18 protein-coding genes are annotated in these 22236 nt (G+C 66.8%); 11 read left to right on the top strand and 7 right to left on the bottom strand.

Annotated elements, in window-relative coordinates; genetic code table 11:
- Position 1: 1 nt before the first annotated feature.
- The gene (locus V6V88_RS01940; RefSeq protein WP_056327593.1) at positions 2-835 is read right to left on the bottom strand and encodes an enoyl-CoA hydratase/isomerase family protein; all 834 of its coding nucleotides are present in this window, start codon (positions 833-835) and stop codon (positions 2-4) included.
- A 117-nt stretch (positions 836-952) separates the two neighbouring features.
- On the opposite strand from V6V88_RS01940, the gene V6V88_RS01935 reads away from it, so the two are divergent.
- From V6V88_RS01935 to dapD, 11 genes are all read left to right on the top strand, one after another.
- Positions 953-1801 (top strand): NAD(P)H-hydrate dehydratase, encoded by an 849-nt coding sequence (locus tag V6V88_RS01935; protein ID WP_223574065.1) that lies wholly within the window; start codon positions 953-955, stop codon positions 1799-1801.
- 121 nt (positions 1802-1922) lie between these two features.
- Entirely contained in the window at positions 1923-2156 is a 234-nt protein-coding gene (locus V6V88_RS01930) for a hypothetical protein (RefSeq protein ID WP_008161006.1), read from the top strand.
- Positions 2157-2528: 372 nt separating this feature from the next.
- The gene (locus V6V88_RS01925; protein WP_223574064.1) at positions 2529-4142 is read left to right on the top strand and encodes an ABC transporter substrate-binding protein; all 1614 of its coding nucleotides are present in this window, start codon (positions 2529-2531) and stop codon (positions 4140-4142) included.
- A gap of 135 nt (positions 4143-4277) precedes the next feature.
- Complete coding sequence (locus V6V88_RS01920; protein ID WP_338617490.1) at positions 4278-5267, top strand: succinylglutamate desuccinylase/aspartoacylase family protein; 990 nt, start codon at positions 4278-4280, stop codon at positions 5265-5267.
- Between the two features lie 101 nt (positions 5268-5368).
- Positions 5369-6346, top strand: coding sequence for an ABC transporter permease (locus tag V6V88_RS01915; RefSeq protein WP_062839574.1), 978 nt, complete (start codon positions 5369-5371; stop codon positions 6344-6346).
- Between the two features lie 6 nt (positions 6347-6352).
- Positions 6353-7273 (top strand): ABC transporter permease, encoded by a 921-nt coding sequence (locus V6V88_RS01910; protein ID WP_056327598.1) that lies wholly within the window; start codon positions 6353-6355, stop codon positions 7271-7273.
- On the top strand, positions 7270-8247 hold the full coding sequence (locus tag V6V88_RS01905) for an ABC transporter ATP-binding protein (protein WP_056327599.1): 978 nt from the start codon (positions 7270-7272) through the stop codon (positions 8245-8247). The genes V6V88_RS01910 and V6V88_RS01905 overlap by 4 nt, the downstream gene beginning before the upstream one ends.
- Positions 8248-8250: 3 nt before the next feature.
- Entirely contained in the window at positions 8251-9261 is a 1011-nt protein-coding gene (locus tag V6V88_RS01900) for an ABC transporter ATP-binding protein (RefSeq protein ID WP_179690860.1), read from the top strand.
- Positions 9261-10166 (top strand): hydrolase, encoded by a 906-nt coding sequence (locus V6V88_RS01895; protein WP_056327601.1) that lies wholly within the window; start codon positions 9261-9263, stop codon positions 10164-10166. Before V6V88_RS01900 ends, V6V88_RS01895 begins: the two co-directional genes overlap by 1 nt.
- Before the next feature lie 33 nt (positions 10167-10199).
- Positions 10200-11330, top strand: coding sequence for a M20 family metallopeptidase (locus V6V88_RS01890; RefSeq protein WP_338617485.1), 1131 nt, complete (start codon positions 10200-10202; stop codon positions 11328-11330).
- Between the two features lie 1186 nt (positions 11331-12516).
- On the top strand, positions 12517-13494 hold the full coding sequence (dapD, locus tag V6V88_RS01885) for a 2,3,4,5-tetrahydropyridine-2,6-dicarboxylate N-succinyltransferase (RefSeq protein ID WP_062840112.1): 978 nt from the start codon (positions 12517-12519) through the stop codon (positions 13492-13494).
- Between the two features lie 76 nt (positions 13495-13570).
- On the opposite strand, the gene V6V88_RS01880 is transcribed toward dapD, so the two are convergent.
- From V6V88_RS01880 to V6V88_RS01855, 6 genes are all read right to left on the bottom strand, one after another.
- Positions 13571-14188, bottom strand: a complete 618-nt coding sequence (locus V6V88_RS01880) for a hypothetical protein (RefSeq protein ID WP_338617482.1) — start codon at positions 14186-14188, stop codon at positions 13571-13573.
- A 125-nt stretch (positions 14189-14313) separates the two neighbouring features.
- Complete coding sequence (locus tag V6V88_RS01875; RefSeq protein WP_056327605.1) at positions 14314-15168, bottom strand: class II glutamine amidotransferase; 855 nt, start codon at positions 15166-15168, stop codon at positions 14314-14316.
- Positions 15169-15241: 73 nt separating this feature from the next.
- A complete protein-coding gene (locus tag V6V88_RS01870) occupies positions 15242-17305 on the bottom strand; it encodes a UvrD-helicase domain-containing protein (protein ID WP_063955407.1) in 2064 nt (687 codons plus the stop codon).
- 306 nt (positions 17306-17611) lie between these two features.
- Complete coding sequence (locus tag V6V88_RS01865; RefSeq protein ID WP_338617478.1) at positions 17612-19717, bottom strand: primosomal protein N'; 2106 nt, start codon at positions 19715-19717, stop codon at positions 17612-17614.
- Between the two features lie 336 nt (positions 19718-20053).
- On the bottom strand, positions 20054-21127 hold the full coding sequence (gene hemE, locus V6V88_RS01860) for a uroporphyrinogen decarboxylase (RefSeq protein WP_062840108.1): 1074 nt from the start codon (positions 21125-21127) through the stop codon (positions 20054-20056).
- Between the two features lie 126 nt (positions 21128-21253).
- Positions 21254-22168, bottom strand: a complete 915-nt coding sequence (locus V6V88_RS01855; protein WP_338617475.1) for a helix-turn-helix domain-containing protein — start codon at positions 22166-22168, stop codon at positions 21254-21256.
- Positions 22169-22236 lie beyond the last annotated feature (68 nt).

Here is a 22236-nt window from a genome sequence, read left to right as displayed (position 1 = left end):
GTCAGAACGGCGAATCGGGCCGGAAATTCGGCGCCCGGCGTTCGCGCAGGGAATTGATGCCCTCGCGCACGTCCGGGCCGCCAAAGCCCATGAATTCCAGCGCCAGCGAGGTGTCGAAGGTCGGCCCCGCCATCCGCAGCCAGTTGTTCAGCGAGTACTTGGTCCAGCGGATCGCCGTCTGCGACCCGGCCGCCAGCTTGTTGGCCACCTCGAACGCCTTGCCGATCAGCTCGGCCTCGTCCACGCAGAGCGACACCAGGCCGATGCGCTCGGCTTCCTCGCCCGAGACCGTCTCGCACAGCATCAAGTAGTACTTGGCCTTGGCCATGCCGCACAGCAGCGGCCAGACAATGGCGGCGTGGTCGCCCGCCGTCACGCCCAGGCGGGTGTGGCCGTCGATGATGCGGGCGTCGCGCGCCGCGATGGAAATGTCGGCCAACAGCCCGGCCACCAGACCCGCCCCCACCGCCGCGCCGTGCATGGCAGACACGATCGGCTTGCTGCAATTGATGATGTTGTAGACCAGGTCGCGCGCCTCGCGCCAGACGCGGGTGCGCACGTGGAAGTCGTCGGCCATCTGCTGCACCAGCTCCAGGTCGCCGCCGCCCGAGAATCCCTTGCCTTCGCCGCGGATCACCACCACCCGCGTGTCCGGATCGGTGTCGATGTCGCGCCAGATGTCGGCCAGTTCGCGGTGCATGCGGTCGTCGGCCGTGGACAACTTGCCCGGCACGCCGCCCTTGGTCCCCATGATCAATTCCAGCACGCCGCCGGGGTGGCGGCGCAGCTTCAGGGATTCGTAGGCCGAATAGTGTTCCAGCGTAATGTCGGTCATTGTCTGCTCCGGGTCGTCTCTTGGTTGTTCGCGCCCCGCCCGAGGCGGCCGCGTTTTTGCGCACTATAGTGGATACGGCCGACCCGCCATGACGATTTCCCCCCGGAGCCTCACCCCATGAACACCCCCGCCATCCCCATCGACCGCGCCGCGCTGCCTGCCCTGTTCGCCCCCCGCGCGCAGGATACGCACAAGGGCAGCTTCGGCACCGTGGGGGTGGTGGGCGGTGGCGCCGGCATGACGGGCGCGGCGCTGCTCGCCGCCCGCGCCGCCTTGAAGACCGGCGCCGGCAAGGTGCTGGTGGGCTTTGTCCAGGACACGCTGCCCTTGCCCTGCGACCCCCTGCAACCTGAACTGATGCTGCGCGACTTCCGCTCGCTGCTGGAAGAAGACTGGGGTGTTACCGCGTGGGTCGCCGGCTGCGGAATCGGCACGAGCCAGCTGGCCGCAAATTCGTTGTCGGAGTTGTTCGTCCTGCGGCGCGAGGCCCCGCTGGTGCTGGACGCCGACGGCCTGAACCTGCTGGCCCGGGGCGAAATCCACCCCAACTGGGGCGCCGGCCCCGTCGTGCTGACCCCCCACCCCGCCGAAGCCGCCCGCTTGCTGGGTATCGGCACGCCCGAGATCCAGCGCGACCGCCCCGCCGCCGCCCGGCAGTTGGCGCAGCGCTTCCAGGCCTGGATCGTCCTCAAGGGCGCGGGCACCGTCGTATGCGCCCCCGACGGCAGTCTGCACATCAACACAAGCGGCAACCCGGGCCTGGCTACCGCGGGAACCGGGGACGTATTGGCCGGCATGCTGGGTTCCCTGCTTGCCCAAAAACTGCCGCTGGACCAGGCCGTGCACGGGGCGGTCTGGCTGCACGGCGCCGCCGCCGATGCGCTGGTCGCCCAGGGTGTCGGCCCCATCGGCCTGACGGCCGGAGAGCTTGCAGACGCGGCCCGCGCCCTGCGTAACGGGCGCTAAGTCCATGTCCCACAAACATTTTTACAACATACTAGGGTTTTCCCCTAAAATGACATTGCTATTTGCCTAGGGTTATCCCTATAATGGTTTACCCCATGACGAAACGGACTGGAGCCAAACCATGAGCGAACTGACCCTGAACAACACTGCCCGCCTGACCGACGCGCTGGAGCGTGACCTGCTCCGCGGCGCTCTCGAAAACCAACCGAATTCTCACCCGCTGACCAGCCTGAAGAAGGCTGGCCAATCCGTAGCAGCCGCTGTTGCCGCCGTCTTTGCCTTCATCGACGAAGTGAACGAATCGATGAACAAGGCTCGCGCCGCCAGCTCGCGCTTCTCCGGATCGCAGTGGTAATAACAGCCGCGCCAGGCTGATTCGCGACAGATCTCCCGCGAATCAGCCTGGCGCGCTGACGTTGCAGCGCCCGCCGGGTAAGCCCCGGCGCCCGCCGCAACGCATCGGCGCTGATCCCTCACTGGCGCCATCGCGCCGCGGGTGGCCCCCAAGGGCCCCGCGACGCCCTCTTCCCCTCCCCCTCTCGGCGTTTTCCCTAGCGCCTCTATCGCCGCTGCGCATTGACAGCGCGCGAACCCCCTACCGATAATCGGCCCCTTGCCGTCGTGCCCTGGCGACAATTTCCCCGCACGCCCCCGGCCGACGCAGTCGTCCACTGGCACGCGAGGCCGCCCGCACGATCCGGTTCGTTCCCCATCCGGAGTTGTCACCATGAAGTTGCGCACTACCCTGGCCCTTGTGGCCGCCGCCATCCCGCTGGCAGCCGCCCAAGCCCAGACGCTGAAGATCGGCCTGTCGGCCGAACCCACCTCGGCGGACCCCCACTATCACAAGATGACGCAGAACGACGCGTTCTCCGCGCACGTCTACAACTCGCTGGTGGGCCGCAGCGCCGACATGAAGCTGATTCCCCAGCTTGCGACTTCCTGGAAGAACCTGGACGACCTGACCTGGGAATTCAAGCTGCGCGACGACGTCAAGTTCTCCAACGGCAAGCCGTTCACCTCCGAAGACGTGCTGTTCACGATCTGCCGGACGCTGAACAACGAAACCAACGTGTCGCAGTCCTACATGGACATGACCAAGCGCATCACCGACGTCCAGACGCCGGACGCGCACACCGTCATCATCAAGACGGGTGAACCCTTCCCCCTGATGCCCGCCGAACTGGCCCGCTCGCTGCCGATCATCTGGAACGGCATCGTCGAGCACGGCAAGCTCACGTACGACCCCAAGAAGGGTTGCGGCGTGACGGGCGCCTGGCCCACCGTGGCCGACTTCAACAACGGCAAGGACGCCATCGGCACCGGCCCCTACATGCTGAAGTCCTACGTCAAGGGCACCGGCATCGAACTCGTGCGCAACGAAAACTACTGGGGCGAGAAGCCGCACTGGAAGGAAGTGAAGTTCGTGCCGGTGCCCTCGGCCGGCCCGCGCCTGACCGGCCTTCTGTCCGGCGACTTCGACATGATCGAAAACCCCGCCGCCCGCGACCTGCCGCGCCTGAAGGACAATCCGAAGTTCGGCTTCGTGGCCACGCCGTCCACCCGCCTGGTGTTCTTCCAGCCCGACGTGGCCCGTAACCCGAGCCCGTTCGTCAAGAGCGCCGACGGCAAGAACCCGCTGCAGGACCTGCGCGTGCGTAAGGCCATCAACATGGCCATCGACCGCAAGACCATCACCGCCCGCATCATGGATGGCATGGCCACCCCCGCCTTCCAGTACATGCCCGACGGCATGTTCGGCGCGCTGCCCAAGGCCCCGGAAATCAAGTACGACCCGGAAGGCGCCAAGAAGCTGCTGGCCGAAGCCGGCTATCCGAACGGCTTTGAACTGACGCTGTCGTCCACCAACGACCGTTACGTCAACGACGGCCAGATTGCCCAGGCCGTGGCCCAGTACCTGTCGCGCGTCGGCATCAAGACCAACGTGGACGCGATGACCGCCTCCATCTACTTCCCCAAGCGCGCCAAGCGCGAGTTCAGCTTCTCGATGGGCGGCTGGCCGGCGGAAACGGGTGAGGCCTCGGCGCTGTTCCAGCTGTGGGTGGCCACGCTGGATTCGCCCGTCAGCCTGGGCACCAGCAACTACGGCGGCTTCTCGAATGCGGACTTCGACAAGGTCTACAAGCAGGCCATCGTGACGGTCGATCCCGCCAAGCGCGAAAAGCTGCTGCAGGAATCCACCCAGATCGCCCTGGACAACGTGCCGCTGATCCCGCTGCACTTCGAAAGCAGCATCTGGGCGTACCGCAAGGGCATTTCGTACGAAGGCCGCCGCGACCAGTACACCCTGGCCACGTCGGTCAAGCCCGACGCGAAGTGAGCAGGCAGGGCTGAGTAAAGAAGAAACGGCTGCCTCGTGCAGCCGTTTTGCCTTGGGGCGGCGCAGTTGCCGTACCCGGGCCCGCAGCCCCCCGCCTCATCCCCTATACAATCGTCTGGCTTCATCGGAACTGCCATGCCCACGTCTTTGCCCCCGTCCTCGTCCGCGCCCCCGTCTCCCCTGCGTCCTTTCCTGCTGGCCTGTCCGGACCTGTCGGCCGAGCGCGTGGGCAACACCGACACGCCCGGCGTCTGGCATTTCGATTCCGGCGCGCCCGGCAAGCGCGTGCTGCTGAGCGCGCTGATCCACGGCAACGAGCTCTGTGGCGCCTGGGCGCTGAAGGACCTGCTTGCCGCCGGCTTGCGCCCGCGCCGCGGCACGCTGACGCTGGCGTTCTGCAACCTGGCCGCGTTCGACCGGTTCGACGCGCGCAACTACGCCCCCGCGCGCTTCGTGGACGAAGACATGAACCGCGTCTGGAGCGACGACAAGCTTTCCGTACCGACCTCGCAGGAGCGCCGCCGCGCCGCGGCCCTGCGCCCCTGGGTGGAACAGGCCGACTGGCTGCTGGACTTTCACTCGATGAGCAATTCCGACGTGCCGCTGCAGCTGACCGGCCTGGAACAGCGCAACATCGATCTGGCCCTCGCCCTGGGCAATCCCGCCACCATCATTGCCGACGCGGGCCACGCCGCCGGCGTGCGCATGCGCGATTTCGGCCGTTTCGGCGAAGCGGGCGACAACGGCACGCGGTCCCTTCTGATCGAATGCGGCTTTCACGGCGCCCCCGAGGCGCGCGGCGTGGCCGCCGACCAGATGGCGCGCTTTCTGGTGCAGGCCGGCACGGTGGACCGCGGCGACATCCCCGCCGCCTGGTTCGCGCCCGGCGCGCCGCTGCAGCGCGCGCTGCGCGTCACGCACGCCATCGCCGCCAAGAGCGCCGACTTCCGTTTCGCCGAGCCCTGGAAGGGACTGGAAACGCTGCCCCGCGCCGGCACCGTCATCGGCTGGTCGGAAGGCGAGCCCGTCACCACGCCCTACGACAACTGCGTGCTCATCATGCCGTCCACCGCCAACCTGCGGCCCGGCGTGACCGTCGTGCGCCTGGCGCAGCCGATCACCTAGCGTGCAGGCTGGCCTGACTTGAATATCCGGGCCCTGTCCGCCAGGCCCGCCCGATAACCCCGGCTTTTCCCCAACCCCGAGCCCACCAAGGAAATCATCACGTGGCCTTGTTCATCCTACGCAGACTGATACAGAGTCTGTTCGTGCTGCTGGCCGTTTCGGTCGTGGTCTTCTTCGCGGTGTATGCCGTGGGCGACCCGATCGAGCTGCTGGTCAGCCCCGAAGCCAGCCAGGCCGCGCGCGAGGCGATGATCGCCCGCCTGGGCCTGGACCTGCCCGTGTGGCAGCAGTACACCGGGTTCCTGTGGCGCGCGCTGCATGGCGACCTGGGCACCTCCTTCGTGCACGGCATTCCCGCGATCGAACTGATCGTGCAGCGCATTCCGGCCACGTTCGAACTGGTGTTCGTCGCGATCATGCTGACCTGTGTGATCGGCATTCCGCTGGGCCTGGTCGCGGGCCTGTACCGCGACGAGTACGTGGGCCGCGGCATCATGGCCTCGTCGGTGCTGGGCTTTTCGCTGCCGAACTTCTGGCAGGGCATGATGCTGATCCTGCTGTTCGCCGTCTGGCTGGGATGGCTGCCCGCCACCGGCCGCGGCGACACGGTCGACGTGCTGGGCGTGCGCCTGTCCATCCTGACCGCCGACGGCTGGTCGCACCTGATCATGCCGGCAATCAACCTGGCGCTGGCCAACATCGCGCTGGTGCTGCGCATGACCGCCTCGGGCGTCGTCGAGGCCCGCAGCCAGGACTACGTGAAGTTCGCGCGCGCCAAGGGCGTCAAGCCGGGCCGCATCGTGCGCCGCCACATCCTGCGCAACATCCTGATCCCCGTGGTCACGGTGATCGGCATGGAATTCGGCACGCTCATCGCCTACTCCACCATCACCGAAACCGTGTTCGCGTGGCCCGGCATGGGCAAGCTGCTGATCGACAGCGTCTACCAGCTCGACCGTCCCGTGGTCGTTGCCTACGTGATGCTGGTCACGCTGATCTTCGTCGTCATCAACCTGGTTGTGGACATCCTGTACGCGGCGCTCGACCCGCGCGTGCAGCTCGTGGCCCCCGCTCAATAAACCGCCATGGCTAATACTCCGAATCCTGGCCGCACCCGCACCGTCCAGCCCCTGGCCGAGACGCCGCGGCGCGCCGCCATCCTGAAAAAACTGCACGCGCGCCCGACGGTGCGCGGCTCCGTCATCGCGCTGGCCGTCCTGGTGATCCTGGTGGTCTTCGCGCCGTTCTTCGCGCCGCAGAACCCTTACGACCTTGCCAACCTGTCGCTCATGGACGGCCGGCTTGCGCCGCGCCAGGCGCTGATGGACGGCAGCATCGCCTGGCTGGGCACCGACGACCAGGGCCGCGACATGCTCAGCGCCATTTTGTATGGCCTGCGCATCAGCCTGATGGTGGGCCTGACCGCCGTCGTGCTGGCCACCGCCATCGGCGGCGCGATCGGCCTGGTTGCCGCCTACGTGGGCGGCTGGGTCGACACCGTGCTGATGCGCATCGTCGACTTCATCCTGGGCTTTCCGACCATTCTGGTGGCGCTGGTGCTGCTGGTGGTGCTGGGCCGCGGGGTCGACAAGGTGATTCTTGCGCTGGTCCTGGTGCAATGGGGGCACTACGCGCGCATCATGCGCAGCCGCGCCCTGCAGGAACGCCGCAAGGAATACGTCGAGGCGGCCGCCAACCTGGGCTTTCCGGCCTGGCGCATCATGCTGTATCACCTGTTGCCCAACTGCCTGGGCCCGGTGATGGTGTTCGCCACCATCCAGATCGCCACCGCGATCGCGCTGGAAGCGACGCTGTCGTTCCTGGGCGTGGGCGTGCCGATCACCGAACCGTCGCTGGGCCTGTTGATCTCCAACGGCTTCCAGTACCTGCTGTCGGGCGACTACTGGATCAGCCTGTTCCCGGGCATTGCGCTCCTGGTGCTGATCCTTTCCATCAACATCGTGGGCGACCGCCTGCGTGAAGCCCTGGACCCCCGCCGAGCATGAGCGACATTCTTCTTGATGTGCGCGGCCTGCGCACTGCATTCCATACCGAGGCCGGCGCATGGCTGGCGGTCGACGGCGTCGACCTGACCGTGCGCCGTGGCGAGATCGTGGGTCTGGTGGGCGAATCCGGTTCCGGCAAGTCCGTGACGGGCTTTTCGCTGCTGGGGCTTATCGACCCGCCGGGGGAAGTCGTCGACGGCGAGGTGAAGTTCAAGGGCACGGACCTGCGCAAGCTGTCCGAAGAGCAGATGCGCCAGTTGCGCGGCAACCGCATCGCCATGATCTTCCAGGACCCGCTGATGACGCTGAACCCGGTGCTGCGCATCGGCGAGCAGATGATGGAAGCGATCCTGACGCACGAGGACGTGCCGCGCGCCCAGGCCGAGGAGCGCTGCCGCGAGGCGCTGGCCATGGTCGGCATCCCGTCGCCGGAAAAGCGCCTGAAGAGCTACCCGCACGAGTTCTCGGGCGGCATGCGCCAGCGCGTGGCGATTGCAATCGCGATGCTGAACAAGCCCGACCTCATCATCTGCGACGAGCCCACCACGGCGCTGGACGTGACCATCCAGGGCCAGATCCTCTACCGCATGCAGCAGATCTGCCGCGAACACAACACGGCGCTGATCTGGATCACCCACGATCTGGGCGTGGTGGCCGAATTGGCCGACCGCGTGGCCGTGATGTATGCCGGCCGCATCGTCGAGAGCGGCCCGGTCGAGCAGGTGCTGGATGCGCCGCGCCACCCCTACACCCGCGGCCTGTTGGACTCGATGCCCGGCGCCACGCAACCGGGCGCACGCCTGCACCAGATCAACGGCATGGCGCCCAGCCTTGCCGCCCGTCCGGCGGGCTGTGCGTTCCGGCCGCGCTGCACCCACGCGGTCACGCGCTGCACCGAGCAAGCCCCCTCCGTCACCACCGAAGGTTCGCGCAGCTATCGCTGTTACGTGCCGATCGCCCGCGAGGCACAGTAAGCAATGAGCCAAGCCGATACCCCCGTCATCGAGCTCAAGAACGTCCACAAGCGCTTCGAGCAGCGGCCTGACCTGGCCCAACGCATTCTCGCCCTGACCGGCCGTCCCATCGACCGCCGCACCGTGTACGCGGTCAACGGCGTGGACCTGTCCATCAAGCGCGGCGAAGTCGTGGGCCTGGTGGGCGAGTCCGGTTGCGGCAAGTCCACGCTGGGCCGCGTCGTGGCCGGCCTGCACCGCCAGACCGAAGGCGAGCTGCTGTACCAGGGCATGGACGCCAACCGTCTGCGCGGCGCCGACAAGCTGGCGTACACGCTGGGCGTGCAGATGATCTTCCAGGACCCCCAGGCGTCGCTGAACCCGCGCCAGCGGCTGCGGCAGATCCTGGGCGAATCGCTGAAGGTGCACAAGCTGGCGCCTCCCAACGAGATCCCCGGCCGCATCGACCAGGCGCTGACCGAAGTGGGCCTCGCCACGGAATACCGCGACCGCTTCCCGCATCAGATCTCGGGCGGTCAGCGCCAGCGCATCGGCATCGCCCGCGCGCTGATGGTGGCCCCCAAGTTCCTGGTCTGCGACGAGCCCGTTGCTGCCCTGGACGTGTCGATCCAGGCGCAGGTGATCAACCTGTTCATGGACCTGCGCGAGCAGCACGGCTTTACGTACCTGTTCATCAGTCACGATCTGGGCGTGGTCAAGCACATCTCGGACCGCGTCGCGATCATGTACCTGGGCAAGATCGTCGAGATCTCGACGTCAGCCGAGATCTTCGCCCGCGCCAACCATCCGTACACGCAGGCGTTGATGGCCGAGGTGCCGGACGTGGCCCGCCGCGGCCGCAAGTTCACGCCGATCAAGGGCGAGATTCCGTCGCCGCTGAATCCGCCTTCCGGCTGCACGTTCAATCCCCGTTGTCCCCACGCGATGCCGCGCTGCCGCGAAGTGGCGCCGCCCTTGAAAGAAATCTCGGCTGGCCACTGGTCGGCCTGCCACCTGAACGAAGCGAGCGCCTGATGAAACCTTCCGACATGTCCAACGTGGACCGCATCGCCATCGAAATGGGCCATGCGGGCCGCAACGCCATCCTGTACGTGGATGAGGACCGCAACTACGACCGTCCGTTCAAGCTGCAGACCTACCGCCCCTACGGCTACACGCCGGACCGCCCGGTGGTGATCGTGCAGCACGGCGTGCTGCGCAACGGCGACGAATACCGCGACTTCTGGGTCGAAGCCGCCGACAAGCACAAGCTGCTGATCGTGGCGCTGACGTTCTCAAACGAGATCTGGCCGGGCGTTGAAAGCTACAACAACGGCCGCGTGTTTTCGGCGGGCGGCAATCCGCGCCACATCGATGGCTGGACGTACGCGCTGGTGGGCAACGTCATCAGGGACATGATTGCCGGCGAGATCACCGACGGACAGAACGTCTACCTGTTCGGCCACAGCGCGGGCGGCCAATTCGTCCACCGCCTGATGAGCAGCCAGCCGCATGCGCCCTTCAAGGCGGTGACGGCGGGCAATCCCGGCTGGTACACGCTGCCGACGTTCGACTATCCCTATCCCGAGGGGATGGACGGCGTGGGTCTGACCGAGGACCATCTGGTCAAGCTGCTGGCCTACCCGATGACCATCCTGGCAGGCGACAAGGACATCGAGACCAACGACCCGAACCTGCCGTCCGAACCCGCCGCCATGCGCCAAGGCCCGCACCGCTTCGCGCGCGCGCAGAATTACTTCGAATTCGGCCGCAAGGAAGCCGAGCGCCGCGGCGTGCCGTTCGGCTGGAAGCTGCAGGTGGTGCCCGGCATCGGCCACGACGGCCGCGCCATGTCGGCCGTCTGCGCGAGCCTCTGGTTCGACGGCAAGATGCCCGACGACGCCGAACTCGCCCGCCTGGCCGGCCAGCAGGTCGCCTGAACCCTTTTCCCATCGCTGAACCCCGATATCGCCATGTCCAATACCCAGAGCACTGAACAGATCGTCGCCGGCATCCAGAGCTGGCTGCAATGCGAGTCGCCGTCGAACTTCCCCGAAGGCATCGCCGCGATGGCGCGCATCATCGCCGACTACGCGGCCGCCGCCGGCCTGACCGTTGAGCTGTCGTCGCTGGGCCCCACGACGGGGCCGCTGCTGTACGCGACCAACCGCGCCCCCGGCGACACGCGTCCGGGCATCCTGATCCTGGCGCACATGGACACGGTGCATCCGGTGGGCACGCTGCTGGAAAACCCTGTGCGCATCGACGGCGACCGTCTCTACGGCCCGGGCAGCTATGACATGAAGGCGGGCATCTACCTGGCGCTGACGGCCCTGGCCGGCGTGGCGCGTCCGGGCGCTACGCAACTGCCGGTGGACTTCCTGGTGGTTCCCGACGAAGAAACGGGCAGCCACGCCTCGCGCGCGCACATCGAACGCTTCGCCGCGAACGCGAAGTACGCGCTGGTCTGCGAACCTGCCCGCCCCAACGGCGGCAAGTGCGTGACGGCGCGCAAGGGCACGGGCATGCTGAACCTGAACGTCAAGGGCCGCCCCGCCCACGCAGGCATGCAGCACGAGAAGGGCCGCAGCGCGATCCGCGAAATGGCCCACCAGGTGCTGGCGCTGGAAGCCATGACCGACTACGACCGCGGCATCACGGTCAGCGTGGGCACGATCGCCGGCGGCACGGTCACCAACACGGTGCCCGCCCTGTGCCGCTGCGTCGTCGACTTCCGCGTGCCCGACATGGGCGCCGCCGAAGACGTGCTGCGCCGCATGCGCGAACTGTGCGCGGTGGGTCCGGACGTTGAACTGGACATCGACGTCGAACTGAACCGGCCCCCGATGGTCAAGACGGAAGAAGCCGCTGCATTGCTGGCATTGGTGCAAGGTTTCGCGGACCGCGCGGGCTTCCTGCTTGAAGACGCGCCGATGACGGGCGGCGGCAGCGACGCCAACTTCACGTCGGCAATGGGTATTCCGACGCTGGACGGTCTCGGCGCGGATGGAGATGGGGCGCATACGCTGAACGAGTATGTGCTGGTGTCTACGTTGGAGCAGCGGTTGAAGTTTTGGGAATTGCTGCTGCGGGATTTGGCTTGAAGGTTTGGTTTTTTGAATGTTGTTGGTGGGGTTGATGTCGCGCGGGGGGTGAGTTCTTTTGACGCCCGGCGCGGCGTGGGCCTGGGGCGGGCGGGGCTCCGATTGCGGTCCGGAGCCTTCGCTCCGGACTGCCCCATCCTCAACCTCGTCCGCCTTCGGCTCCCTTCGGTTTCCGCCGGGCGCATCTACACGCCCCGCCCACCCCAGGCCCACGCCACACCGGGCTCTGCGGTTGAATCTTTACGGGCGGCGGGGCGAGTCGGGTTCTTGAGGTTCTTGCACGCAGTCGTTTGGAAGAGAAGCGTCTTGCGGTGCCCGTCCCCGTTCGGCCGCGCGGGCGGCCTCCGGGGACTTACGCGGCGTCTTGCGTCGTCGCTTTGACGCTTCGCGTGTGGCTGCGTCTGCCCCAGGTGTCTGACACCCTGGTGAGATTTCCGTCATACCAAGAGCGTCTCCCTAGGGTGTCAGACACCGGCAGCAGCAGACGCTCTGGGCAAGTTCAGGCAGCGACGCCAATAATCCTCCTAAGGTGTCTGACACCCTGGTGAGATTCCCGTCATGCCAAGTGCATCTCCGTAGGGTGTCAGACACCGGCAGCAGCAGACGCTCTGGGCAAGTTCAGGCAGAGACGCCAATAACCGTCACTTGAACCCCTGTGCCCGATGGGCGGCGCGTACGGGTCGGCAAGCTGTGGCTACCCGTCGCCGCGCCGCCCATCACCGCCCCTCCCCCCGTGACGGCGGCCCATTAGCTAACAGCCCTCTGCCAGCGCGAAGCGCACATCGCCACGACGTCCCGCCGACCCGATGCCGATTGCCGCCGCCCGGGCGGCAGCAATTCGGCGGCCCCGCAAATCCCCTTCCCTGTCCACAGGTCTTGTAGCGCGCAAACCAAAGACCCTCGTAGCACGGCGTCGCGGTCACCGTGGGTGCGAGCGCCGTCGATGCGCCCGAGGGAATCTGAAGGGAGCCGAAGGCGGACGAAGATGACAACGGGGCAGTCCGGAGCGAAGGCTCCGGACCGCAATCGTGGGCGATCGTGCCCACGGTGACTGCGGCGTCGGGCGACCTACGAAGGCCGTCGCAACCCACATCCGTAGACAAAACCGCCCCCCCAAATACCACCAACACCCCCCCCATTCGCCTAGAATGTCGCCCACCAAAATCGCCATCAATCGCCCCCCGTCATGTCCGCAACCCCCACAAGCGCCATCGCCTACGGCCTGGCAACGTTAGCCGCCGACGGCACCATCCTAGACACCTGGTATCCGCGGCCCTCGCTCGCCGATAACGCCCCGCCCACGGGAACGCGTCACCTCACGCCGGAAGAAGCGCGCGCCGCCCTCGGCGAGCACGTCGCCACCGCGCTCGTCCGTGACACCCGCCGCAAGGTGGATATCGTGGCCGTGCGGACCGCGATTTCGTCGCTGGACGAGCCGCCCGTCGATGCGCACGATGCCTATCTGCGGCTGCATCTGCTCAGCCACCGCCTCATCCGGCCGCACGGCGCCAATCTGGATGGGTTGTTTGGGGTGCTGGCCAACGTCGCGTGGACCTCGGTGGGGCCTTGTGCGGTGGAACAGGTGGACGCGCTGCGCTGGCATCTGCGCGCCACCGGGCAGGTGCTGGAAATTCGCAGCGTGGACAAGATCCCGCGCATGACCGATTACGTCGTGGCGAGCGGCGTGCGCATCGCGGACACGGCGCGTGTGCGACTGGGCGCGCACCTGTCGCCGGGCACCACTGTGCTGCACGAGGGGTTCTGCAATTTCAATGCCGGCACGCTGGGTGCGTCCATGGTCGAAGGCCGCATCAGCGCGGGCGTGATCGTGGACGATGGCACCGACATCGGCGGCGGCGCGTCGATCATGGGCACCATGTCGGGCGGCGGCAAGCAGGTGGTGTCGATCGGCAAGCGTTGCCTGCTGGGCGCCAATTCCGGCCTGGGCATTTCGCTGGGCGATGACTGCGTGGTCGAAGCCGGCTGCTACATCACGGCCGGCACGCGGGTGCTGACGCCGGAAGGGGCCGTCGTGAAGGCGGTGTCGCTGGCGGGCCAGCATGGGCTGCTGTTCCGCCGCAACTCGCAGACGGGCGCGGTGGAGGCGCTGGTGCGCACCGCGGCCTGGGGCACGTTGAATCCTGCCCTGCATTCGGGGCATTGAATGAAACATGGCCGCCCTCCGGCGGCCATATCTTGCGAAGCGTGGCGCGATCGGCTTGCCGGGCCGGCGCCCGGCGTCAGGCGTATTGCGCCGTCTGACCCAACCGGTCGTAGACCAGGTTTACAAAGAGGTCGGAACTCAGGATGTTCGCGACACGGCACGTGAAGACCGTCTCGCCGTTGTCGTCCTGCAGGGTGACCGTGTCGGTCCAATCGTCCAGATCGATGGGCTGCAGCGACTCGTACGGCCACGTGGCGCCGTCGATATGCAGGCCTTGCGCGGACAGGGACAGCTCGCGCGTCTTGAGGTCGGGGAAGGCGCCGCCCGCGATATAGCGGAACGCGACGCGCGCGCCTTGCGCCTGCAACGCTTCCAGCACCGGCAGGCGCTGCGCCACGTACTGCGCGCGGAACGCGTCCATGAAGGCGGGGAAATCATCGACGCCGTCGGCGGTGGTCCAAGCGCCTTGCGGGGCGCTGCGAAACGCCAGGCTGTCAGCAGGAGCCGCGGCCGCGTCCGGGCGGCTGGCGTACAGGCAGAGGTCGTGGATGTCCGCGAACGCGGTGTAGCAGCGGGCGCCGCCTTCCTGAGCGACTACGCCTTCTTCGTGCAATTCAAAGCAATCCGGGGCGCGCCCCGTGCGCGTAAACACCGCGAATGCGTCTATGGCCTGCGGGGTTTGGCTATCTGTCATGCAACTTCCTGATTGGATTGGGGTGCTCTCGCGGCCCAGGACGTCGCAATGTCTTGCGAGCCGTATTCTCGCCCATATGCGAAATACGTGCTTGATGACCCCAATTCCCGCACTTTCGACGCAGATCACTCGCCCGGCGGAATCGGCGCAAACCGGAAGTGCTGCACGTTGCCGCGTCCCGCGATGATTGCCGTGGATTCGGGCACTTCTTCCCAGACGCCCGCCATGTCCGACAGGGGCTCGGACAACAGCAGGAAGGCGTCGTCGTCCATGGCGGCGATCTGCGCGTTGTCGGGATAGAGTTCGCGCAGGTGGCGCACGCAGGTGTTGTGAAACAGCGTGCGCGAGTCGCTTTCGCTGGAGTAGCGCACGGCGATGAGACGTTCGCCGTCCAACGCGCACACCGTCATGTTGATGGGATGCGCCACGCCGTGACGCCGGCCGGCTTCCTCGACGGCGCCGACCATGCGGGCGATGGCCGCGATCGGATCCTCGTCCAGGCCGAACGTAAGGGCCAAGAGAAACATCACCTCGGAATCCGTGGAGCCTTCCAGCGACCCGAAATAGCCGGGCGCGATCATCAGCATCAGATCGCGCCGCAGCAGCGGATAGTCGCGGATGAGGCCGTTGTGCACGAATAGCCAGTGCCCGTGACGGAAGGGGTGGCAGTTGGTTTCCTGCGCGGGGGTATCGGTGGCGGCGCGGATGTGCGCGACGAAAAGCGGCGCATGGATGGCGCGCGCCGCCTCGCGCAGGTTGCGGTCGTTCCAGGCGGGATGCACGCTGCGGTAGCGAAATGGCGGCTCGGCGGGCCGGCCTTCGATGGCGCGGCTGTACCACCCCAGCCCGAATCCGTCCCCGTTCGTGGTGGTGGCGCCCAGGCGCGAATGCAGGCTCTGCTCGATGAGCGAGTGCTTGGCCTTGAACAGCACGCTCTCCATCTGCAGGGGACTACCGGTATAAGCCAGCCAACGGCACATGATGCGCTCCTTCGATCCGGACAGGCCAGTGTAGGAGCGAGGCAGGGCTTTCTTCAAGCCCGCGCCGCCGGCCCTATTTGTTCAGGAGCGCCTTCAGCATGGCCATGCGCTCCTTGGGGCTCATGGCGGCCGTCGCGTCGTCTTCCTGGATGCGCACGTCGCCCAGTCCCATCTCCTCGATGAAACGTGAGGGCTCGCGGACCAGGTCTTCGCGCGCACGGCGGCGGCGCTTGCACCAGCTCAGGTGCAGGCTGCGCTGCGCGCGCGTGATGCCGACGTACATCAGCCGCCGTTCTTCCTGGATGCGGGTGGCCAGGTTTTCGGCGGCACGCGCCGGGTCGCCGACTTCGTCGTCCTTGCCCAGGTGAGGCAGCAGGCCTTCTTCGACGCCCGCCAGGTACACGTGCGGATATTCCAGGCCCTTGGAGGCGTGCAGCGTCGACATCTTCACGGCGTCGGGTTCGTCTTCCTCGCCACGCTCCAGCATGGTGACCAAGGCGACGTGCTGCACCAGGTCAAAGAGCGTCATGTTGTCTTCCTCGGCCTTGCGCTTGAGCCAGCCGGTCAGCTCCAGCACGTTCTGCCAGCGCGTCTGCGCGGGCCGTTCCTCGAAGAGTTCGAACAGGTGGCGCTCGTACTGAATGGCTTCAAGCAGGTCGTCGAGAATCGCGCCGGCCGGTTCCGCGGGCGCCGCGTCCTTGCCCGAGGCAGCACCGCGACCGGCGCGCCACTGCATGCGGCGGATGAATTCGGCAAACGTGCGCAGCTGTTCAAGCTGGCGGGGCGCGAGCACGCTTTCGAGGCCGGTCTCGGCCACGGCGGCAAGCAGCGACAGTTCCCGGCTGGCCGCATACTGGCCCAGCGCCTGCAGCGTGGCCTGGCCGATGCCGCGCTTGGGCGTGGTTGCGGCGCGGATGAAGGCGGGATCGTCATCGTCGTTGGCCAGCACGCGCAGGTACGCCAGGATGTCGCGCACTTCTGCCTTGTCGAAAAAGCTTTGCCCGCCGGAAATCGTGTACGGGATCTTCAGGTTGCGCAGCGCCTGTTCCAGGATGCGCGACTGATGATTGCTGCGGTACAGGATGGCGAAATCCTTCCACTGGGCCTGGCGTTCAAAGCGCGCCGCCGACACCTTCATGGCGATGGACTCGGCCTCCTGTTCCTCGCCATCCATGGCCGCCACCGTGATGGGTTCGCCCACGCCCAGCTCGGACCACAGTTTTTTCTCGAAGAGCTTGGGGTTCTTTTCGATGACCTGGTTGGCCGCCGCCAGGATGCGCTGCACCGAGCGGTAGTTCTGCTCAAGCTTGATGAGCTTGATGTTGGGGTAGTCGGTGGTCAGCTTGGCCAGGTTCTCGATGGTGGCGCCGCGCCAGGCATAGATGGCCTGGTCATCGTCGCCCACCGCGGTGAACATGGCGCGCGGGCCCGTCAGCAATTGCACCAGCCGGTACTGGCACACGTTCGTGTCCTGGTACTCGTCGACCAGCAGGTAGCGCACGCGGTTCTGCCAGCGGGTGCGCACTTCTTCGTTGCTGGCCAGCAGCTGCGCGGGAATGCGGATCAGGTCGTCGAAGTCGACCGCCTGATAGGCGGCCAGCGTGGCGGCGTAGCTGCGATAGACGTTGGCGGCTTCGACGTCGCCCGGAGTGATGGCTTCACGCGCCGCGTCGTCCGGCTCCATCAGGGCGTTCTTCCACAGCGAGATGATGCCCTGCACGTGGCGCAGGCGGGCCTTGTCGGTGGTCGCCAGCAGTTCCTGGATGATCGACATGGCGTCGTCGGCATCCAGGATGGAGAACGTGGGCTTCAGGCCCGCGTTGCGCGCTTCTTCGCGCAGCATCTTCACGCCCAGCGAGTGAAAGGTGCTGATGATCAGGCCCTTGGACAGCTTGCGGTCCACCAGCGTCTTCACGCGCTCGTCCATTTCGCGCGCGGCCTTGTTGGTGAAGGTCAGCGCCACCACGTTGCGGCCCATGTAGCCGCATTCGCGCAGCAGATACGCGATCTTCTGCGTGATGACGCGTGTCTTGCCGCTGCCGGCGCCCGCCAGGACCAGGCAGGGGCCGTCCAGGTAAAGCGTCGCCTCCCGCTGCGCGGGATTCATGCCGTGGCCAATCGGTTCGCTTGCGGACATTGGAGATTCAGATCGTCATGCGTTGCGGCGGCCATGCCAGGACAGCCGGCAAGCAAGGGGCCTGCCGCTGCCCGTCAATGGGCCGGAAAAACGCGAGAAAAAGGGGACGGGCGCAGCCGCCGCAGCGGGTCTGCCGCGCCGGTGCGATAGAGGAAGACGATCATAGAACAATCGGGTCGATGGCGCATCGGCGGGTGGCCGCAGAGGCGCCCCGCGTGGCCGCGGCTGCGCAACACCGGAGCATCGTCGCAGCGGCGAACTGTTGCCGCTGCGCTCCGTCGCACGAACGTCCCGCTTCAGCGCCGATCAGATTTCCAGCGGATCGATTTCCAGTTGCCAGCGCACGCGCGCCTCGTTGGCCAGATACGGCAGGTGGTGCGACCACGAAGCCAGAAACGCTTGCAAGGCCGGCCGGCTGCTGCTTTCGGCCAGCAGCTGGGCGCGCTCGATGTTGGCCACGCGGACCACGCGCAGCGGCACGGGGTCATACAGCATGATCGAGTCCATGCCCGGAAAATCGGCGGCCCACTCGCCCTCGGGCAGCACGCGCGCCTGCTCCAGGAACGCCTGGGCAACCTTGAGTTCGCGCGCTTCGGCGGTCAGCAGCGCCTGGTAAACGAAGGGCGGAAGTCCGGTGCTTTCGCGCTCGTGCAGCGCATGGCGCGCGAATCCGGCGTAATCGTGGCGCAGCAGGGCCTGGTACACCGGCTGCTCGGGGTAGCCGGTCTGGATCAGGACTTCTCCGTTGCCCTGGTGGCGGCCCGCGCGGCCGGCCACCTGCATCAGTTGTGCAAAGAGGCGCTCGGGCGCGCGGAAATCATGGGCGAACAGCATCGAATCCGCGTTCAGCACGCCCACCAGTCCCAGCCGCGCAAAGTCGTGGCCCTTGGCCACCATCTGCGTGCCCACCAGAATGTCGACCTCGCCGGCGTGCACGGACGCGAACAACGCCTCGGCGCTGCCCTTCTTGCGCGTGCTGTCGGCGTCGATGCGCAGGATGCGCGCCTCGGGAAAGAGTTCGGCCAGGTGTTCCTCGACACGCTGGGTGCCGCGGCCCATCGGCGCCAAGTCCTGGTCGCCGCATTCGGGGCAGGCGCGCGGCACGGGGGCCTGGTATCCGCAGTGATGGCACTGCAGGCGATGGCCGCGGCCATCGGTGCGATGCAGCACGGTAAAGGCCGTGCAGCGCGGGCAGTTGCTGACCCAGGCGCAGGACTGGCAGTGCAGGACGGGCGAATAGCCGCGCCGGTTCAGGAAGATCAGCACCTGTTCCTTGCGCTCGAGCCGCTGGCCGATGGCCTCGACGAGCTGCGGCGACAGGCCTTGCTTCATTTGCAGGCGGCGCGTGTCCACCAGCCGGATCTTGGGCAGTTCGCTGGAGCGGGCGCGGCCCGGCAGCGTCAGGCGCAGGTAGCGGCCGCGCTCGGCGTGCTGCCAGGTCTCCAGCGACGGCGTGGCCGAGCCCAGCACGACCGGGATGTTCAGATCGTGAGCGCGCCACACGGCCAGGTCGCGCGCCGAATAACGCAGTCCGTCCTGCTGCTTGTAGGACGCATCATGTTCCTCGTCGACCACGATCAGCCCCAGCTGCGTCAGCGGCGCGAAGATCGACATGCGCGTGCCCAGCAGCATGCGGGCTTGTCCGCGATGGGCGCGGGTCCAGGCCTGCAGCCGCTCGCCGTCGGACAGGCCGCTGTGCATGACCGCCAGCCCCTCGGGTCCGACCAGCGACTCCAGGCGCGCCCGCAGCGCGGCTTCAAGCTGCGGCGTCAGGTTGATTTCCGGGACAAGCAACAGCACCTGCCGCCCCGCCGCCAGGACCTTTTCGGCGGCACGCAGGTAGACCTCGGTCTTGCCGCTTCCCGTCACGCCATGCAGCAGCACCGGCTTGAATCCGTCCAGCGCGCCAATGGCTTGCACCGCCGCTTCCTGCGCTTCGTTCAGCGCGGGCGGCTGGTCGGGCGTGGCCGGCGCGCGCACGGTCTTGCGCTTGCGCGCATCCATGCGCGCCACGGGCCCTTCCCCGGACCGCTTGCCCTGATATGACGTGGGCTTGCGCAGCGGCGGCGGCAGCGTGGGCAGCATCACCTCGCCCAGGGGCCGCTGATAGTAGTCGGCGGCAAAGCGCGCCATGCGCAACCACGCCTCGTCGAACGGCGGCAGATCGTCCAGCACCGCCTCGATGGGCCGGATCTGCTTGGGCTCGAAAGAAGGTTCGGCGGGATTGTCGACGACCACCCCGATCATCTTGCGCCGGCCGAACGGAACGATCACCCGCAGGCCGACGGCGATCGGCGCATCGCTGCGGTAATCGAACGGGCCGGGCAACGGCACGTCCAGCGCCACGCGCACCCAGCACACCGCTGAGGAGTCGGGCTTTACTTGCGCGTCAGGCAGGGAATCGGGGGACATTCATCTACTGAAATAGGACTAGCCGAAAGGATGAGAGGCGCCAGGCGCGGCATGGGACGATTGTCGCCTGCCCGGACGCCATTGATCCACCGACGCCTGTGGATAACTTTGGGGAAAAGGCAAGAGCAACATCGAAAAATGGAATATGGCAAGAATGCACAAACTATTGCACCCCTGTTGATAAGCGACATTTTCCGATATAAAACAGGCACTTGAGGCCGGTTTCAAGAATGTAAGCCAGCTTGGGAAGGGTTTTCCCCGAGGCTGAATTTATTGTGCACAAGTCGCCTTCGCGGCCTGCTTGCTTCGGCCCTTGGGGCCGAAGCGTTCACTTACTTACGCGTGCAGAGCGCGGCTGTGTTGGTGGACTTCATCGACCAATTCAGCTACCGCTTCTGGCGGAGTGAAGCGGGAAATGCCGTGCCCCAGATTGAACACATGGCCGCCCTTGCCCACCGGTCCGAACGCGTCCAGCACCCGGCGCGCCTCTTTGCGGATGGCGCTGGCGCCACCAAAGAGCGCCATCGGATCCAGGTTGCCCTGGAACGCGACCGAATCCCCGGTGCGCCGGCGGGCCGCCGCCAGATCCACCGTCCAGTCCAGGCCCACGGCTTCGCTGCCACAGGCCGCAATATCTTCAAGCCATTGGCCGCCGCCCTTCGTGAACACGATGACCGGCACGCGCCGGCCTTCGTGCTCGCGGGTCAGGCCCGCCACGACCTTCTTCGTGTAGGCCAGCGAGAACTGCTGAAAGAGGCCATCGGCCAGCACACCGCCCCAGCTGTCGAACAGCATCACGGCCTGAGCGCCCGCGGCGATCTGGCCATTCAGGTATTGCAGGGTGGCTTCGGCGTTGATCTCGAGGATGCGATGAAGCAGATCCGGGCGCGAATACAGCAGGGTCTTGATGAGGCGGTAGTCGTCGCTGCCCTTGCCTTCAACCATGTAGCAGGCGATGGTCCAGGGGCTGCCGGCAAAACCGATCAGCGGCACCTTGCCGTCAAGATCGCGCCGGATGGTGCTGACCGCGTCGAACACGTAGCGCAGCTTGTCCATGTCGGGCACCGCCAGGCGCGCGACGTCCTCTTCGGTGCGGATGGGATGCGCAAAACGCGGGCCCTCGCCTTCGGCGAAGTCCAGCCCCAGACCCATCGCGTGCGGCACGGTCAGGATGTCCGAGAACAGGATGGCCGCGTCCAGGTCATAGCGTTCCAACGGCTGCAGCGTGACTTCCGAGGCAAAGTCCGGATTCTGCGCCAGGCCCATGAACGAGCCCGCACGCGCGCGCGTCTCACGGTACTCGGGCAGATAGCGGCCCGCCTGGCGCATCAGCCAGATGGGGGTATAAGGCACGGGTTCGCGCATCAGGGCGCGCAAGAACACATCGTTCTTCAAACGGGGAGCGGACACGGCTAACCTCGATGATCGGAAGCCGTGAGTTTACTTCCCCTGGCCCGCAAGGCGCGCGGCGGCCGTATCCGGGCGATTGCGCACGCGCAAGGGGCAGCGCAGGGGACGGGTTGGCGCCTTTGCGCCTTAGCCGCCTTCGTGCTGCAGGGCGGCCGCCTGCGCGGCCTGGCGGTAGGGTGCGGCTTCTATGCCGTGCTTGCGCATCAGCGCCCAGAACGCCCGGCGGTGCTTGGCGCACGCGCGCGCTGCCTGGGCCACGTTGCCCCCGTGGCGCGACAGCGCATGGCGGATGTACTCGCGCTCGAATCCGTTCACCACCTGCGCCTTCGCCGCGCGAAAGGTCTCTGGCGCGCCCCGCTTGTATTGGTGGCGCATGCTGCTCAAGGCGTGTTCGATGACATCGACGGCCACCCTGGGACGCGCGGACGCCGCGTGGGGACCGATAGACGGGTGTTGCGCATGAGGCGAATGACGCCCGAGCAATGCGTGGGACGCGTGATGCAAGAGCGGCGCGCGCTCAAGCTCGCCGGCGTCGGAGAAGCGTTGCCCGGCGAGCGCATGCCCGGCGCCGCCCGTCGGCGCGTCAACGCTCAGATAGCTGGCCCGGCGCTCATGGACCCCGCCCGTCGCGCCGGCGCCCGGCAAGGCGCTGCGGCGGGCGAGGCGAACCAGCCGTACGCGCAGGCTTTCCAGGCACACCGGCTGGCCGATGAAATCGGCCGCGCCCAAGCTGAGCAGATCGAGAATCGCAGGCGCCTTCACGTCGTGGATCATCAGCAAAATGGGGGTGGAGAGCGCGCTGCTGGCTTGCTGCAGGGCCATGCGGGCCCACGCGAGCGAACCCGGCGCCACGGGCAGGATGCAGGCGTCGTAACGCCGCAGCGTCAGCGACTGCCGGGCAAGGGAGTCCGGCGGCGGCGCCAGGGACACCGCATGCAGCCGCACGCGCGTCACCCTGCCCTGATGGCCTTCGACCCAGGCGCCCATCGTCGTTTCATGATCGGGCGCCATCAGCACCCCGCAATCCAGCACGTCTCGCATGCCTTCCTCGTTTGCATCGCAAAACTGAAGGCTACTGTTGCAACACCGCCGCGACTATTCGTAGTGAA

Source organism: Achromobacter sp. E1 (assembly GCF_037039475.1).
Lineage (GTDB): Bacteria > Pseudomonadota > Gammaproteobacteria > Burkholderiales > Burkholderiaceae_B > Achromobacter > Achromobacter mucicolens.
Note: the sequence above shows the minus strand (reverse complement) of the source record. Positions and strands in the feature narration are given on the sequence as shown.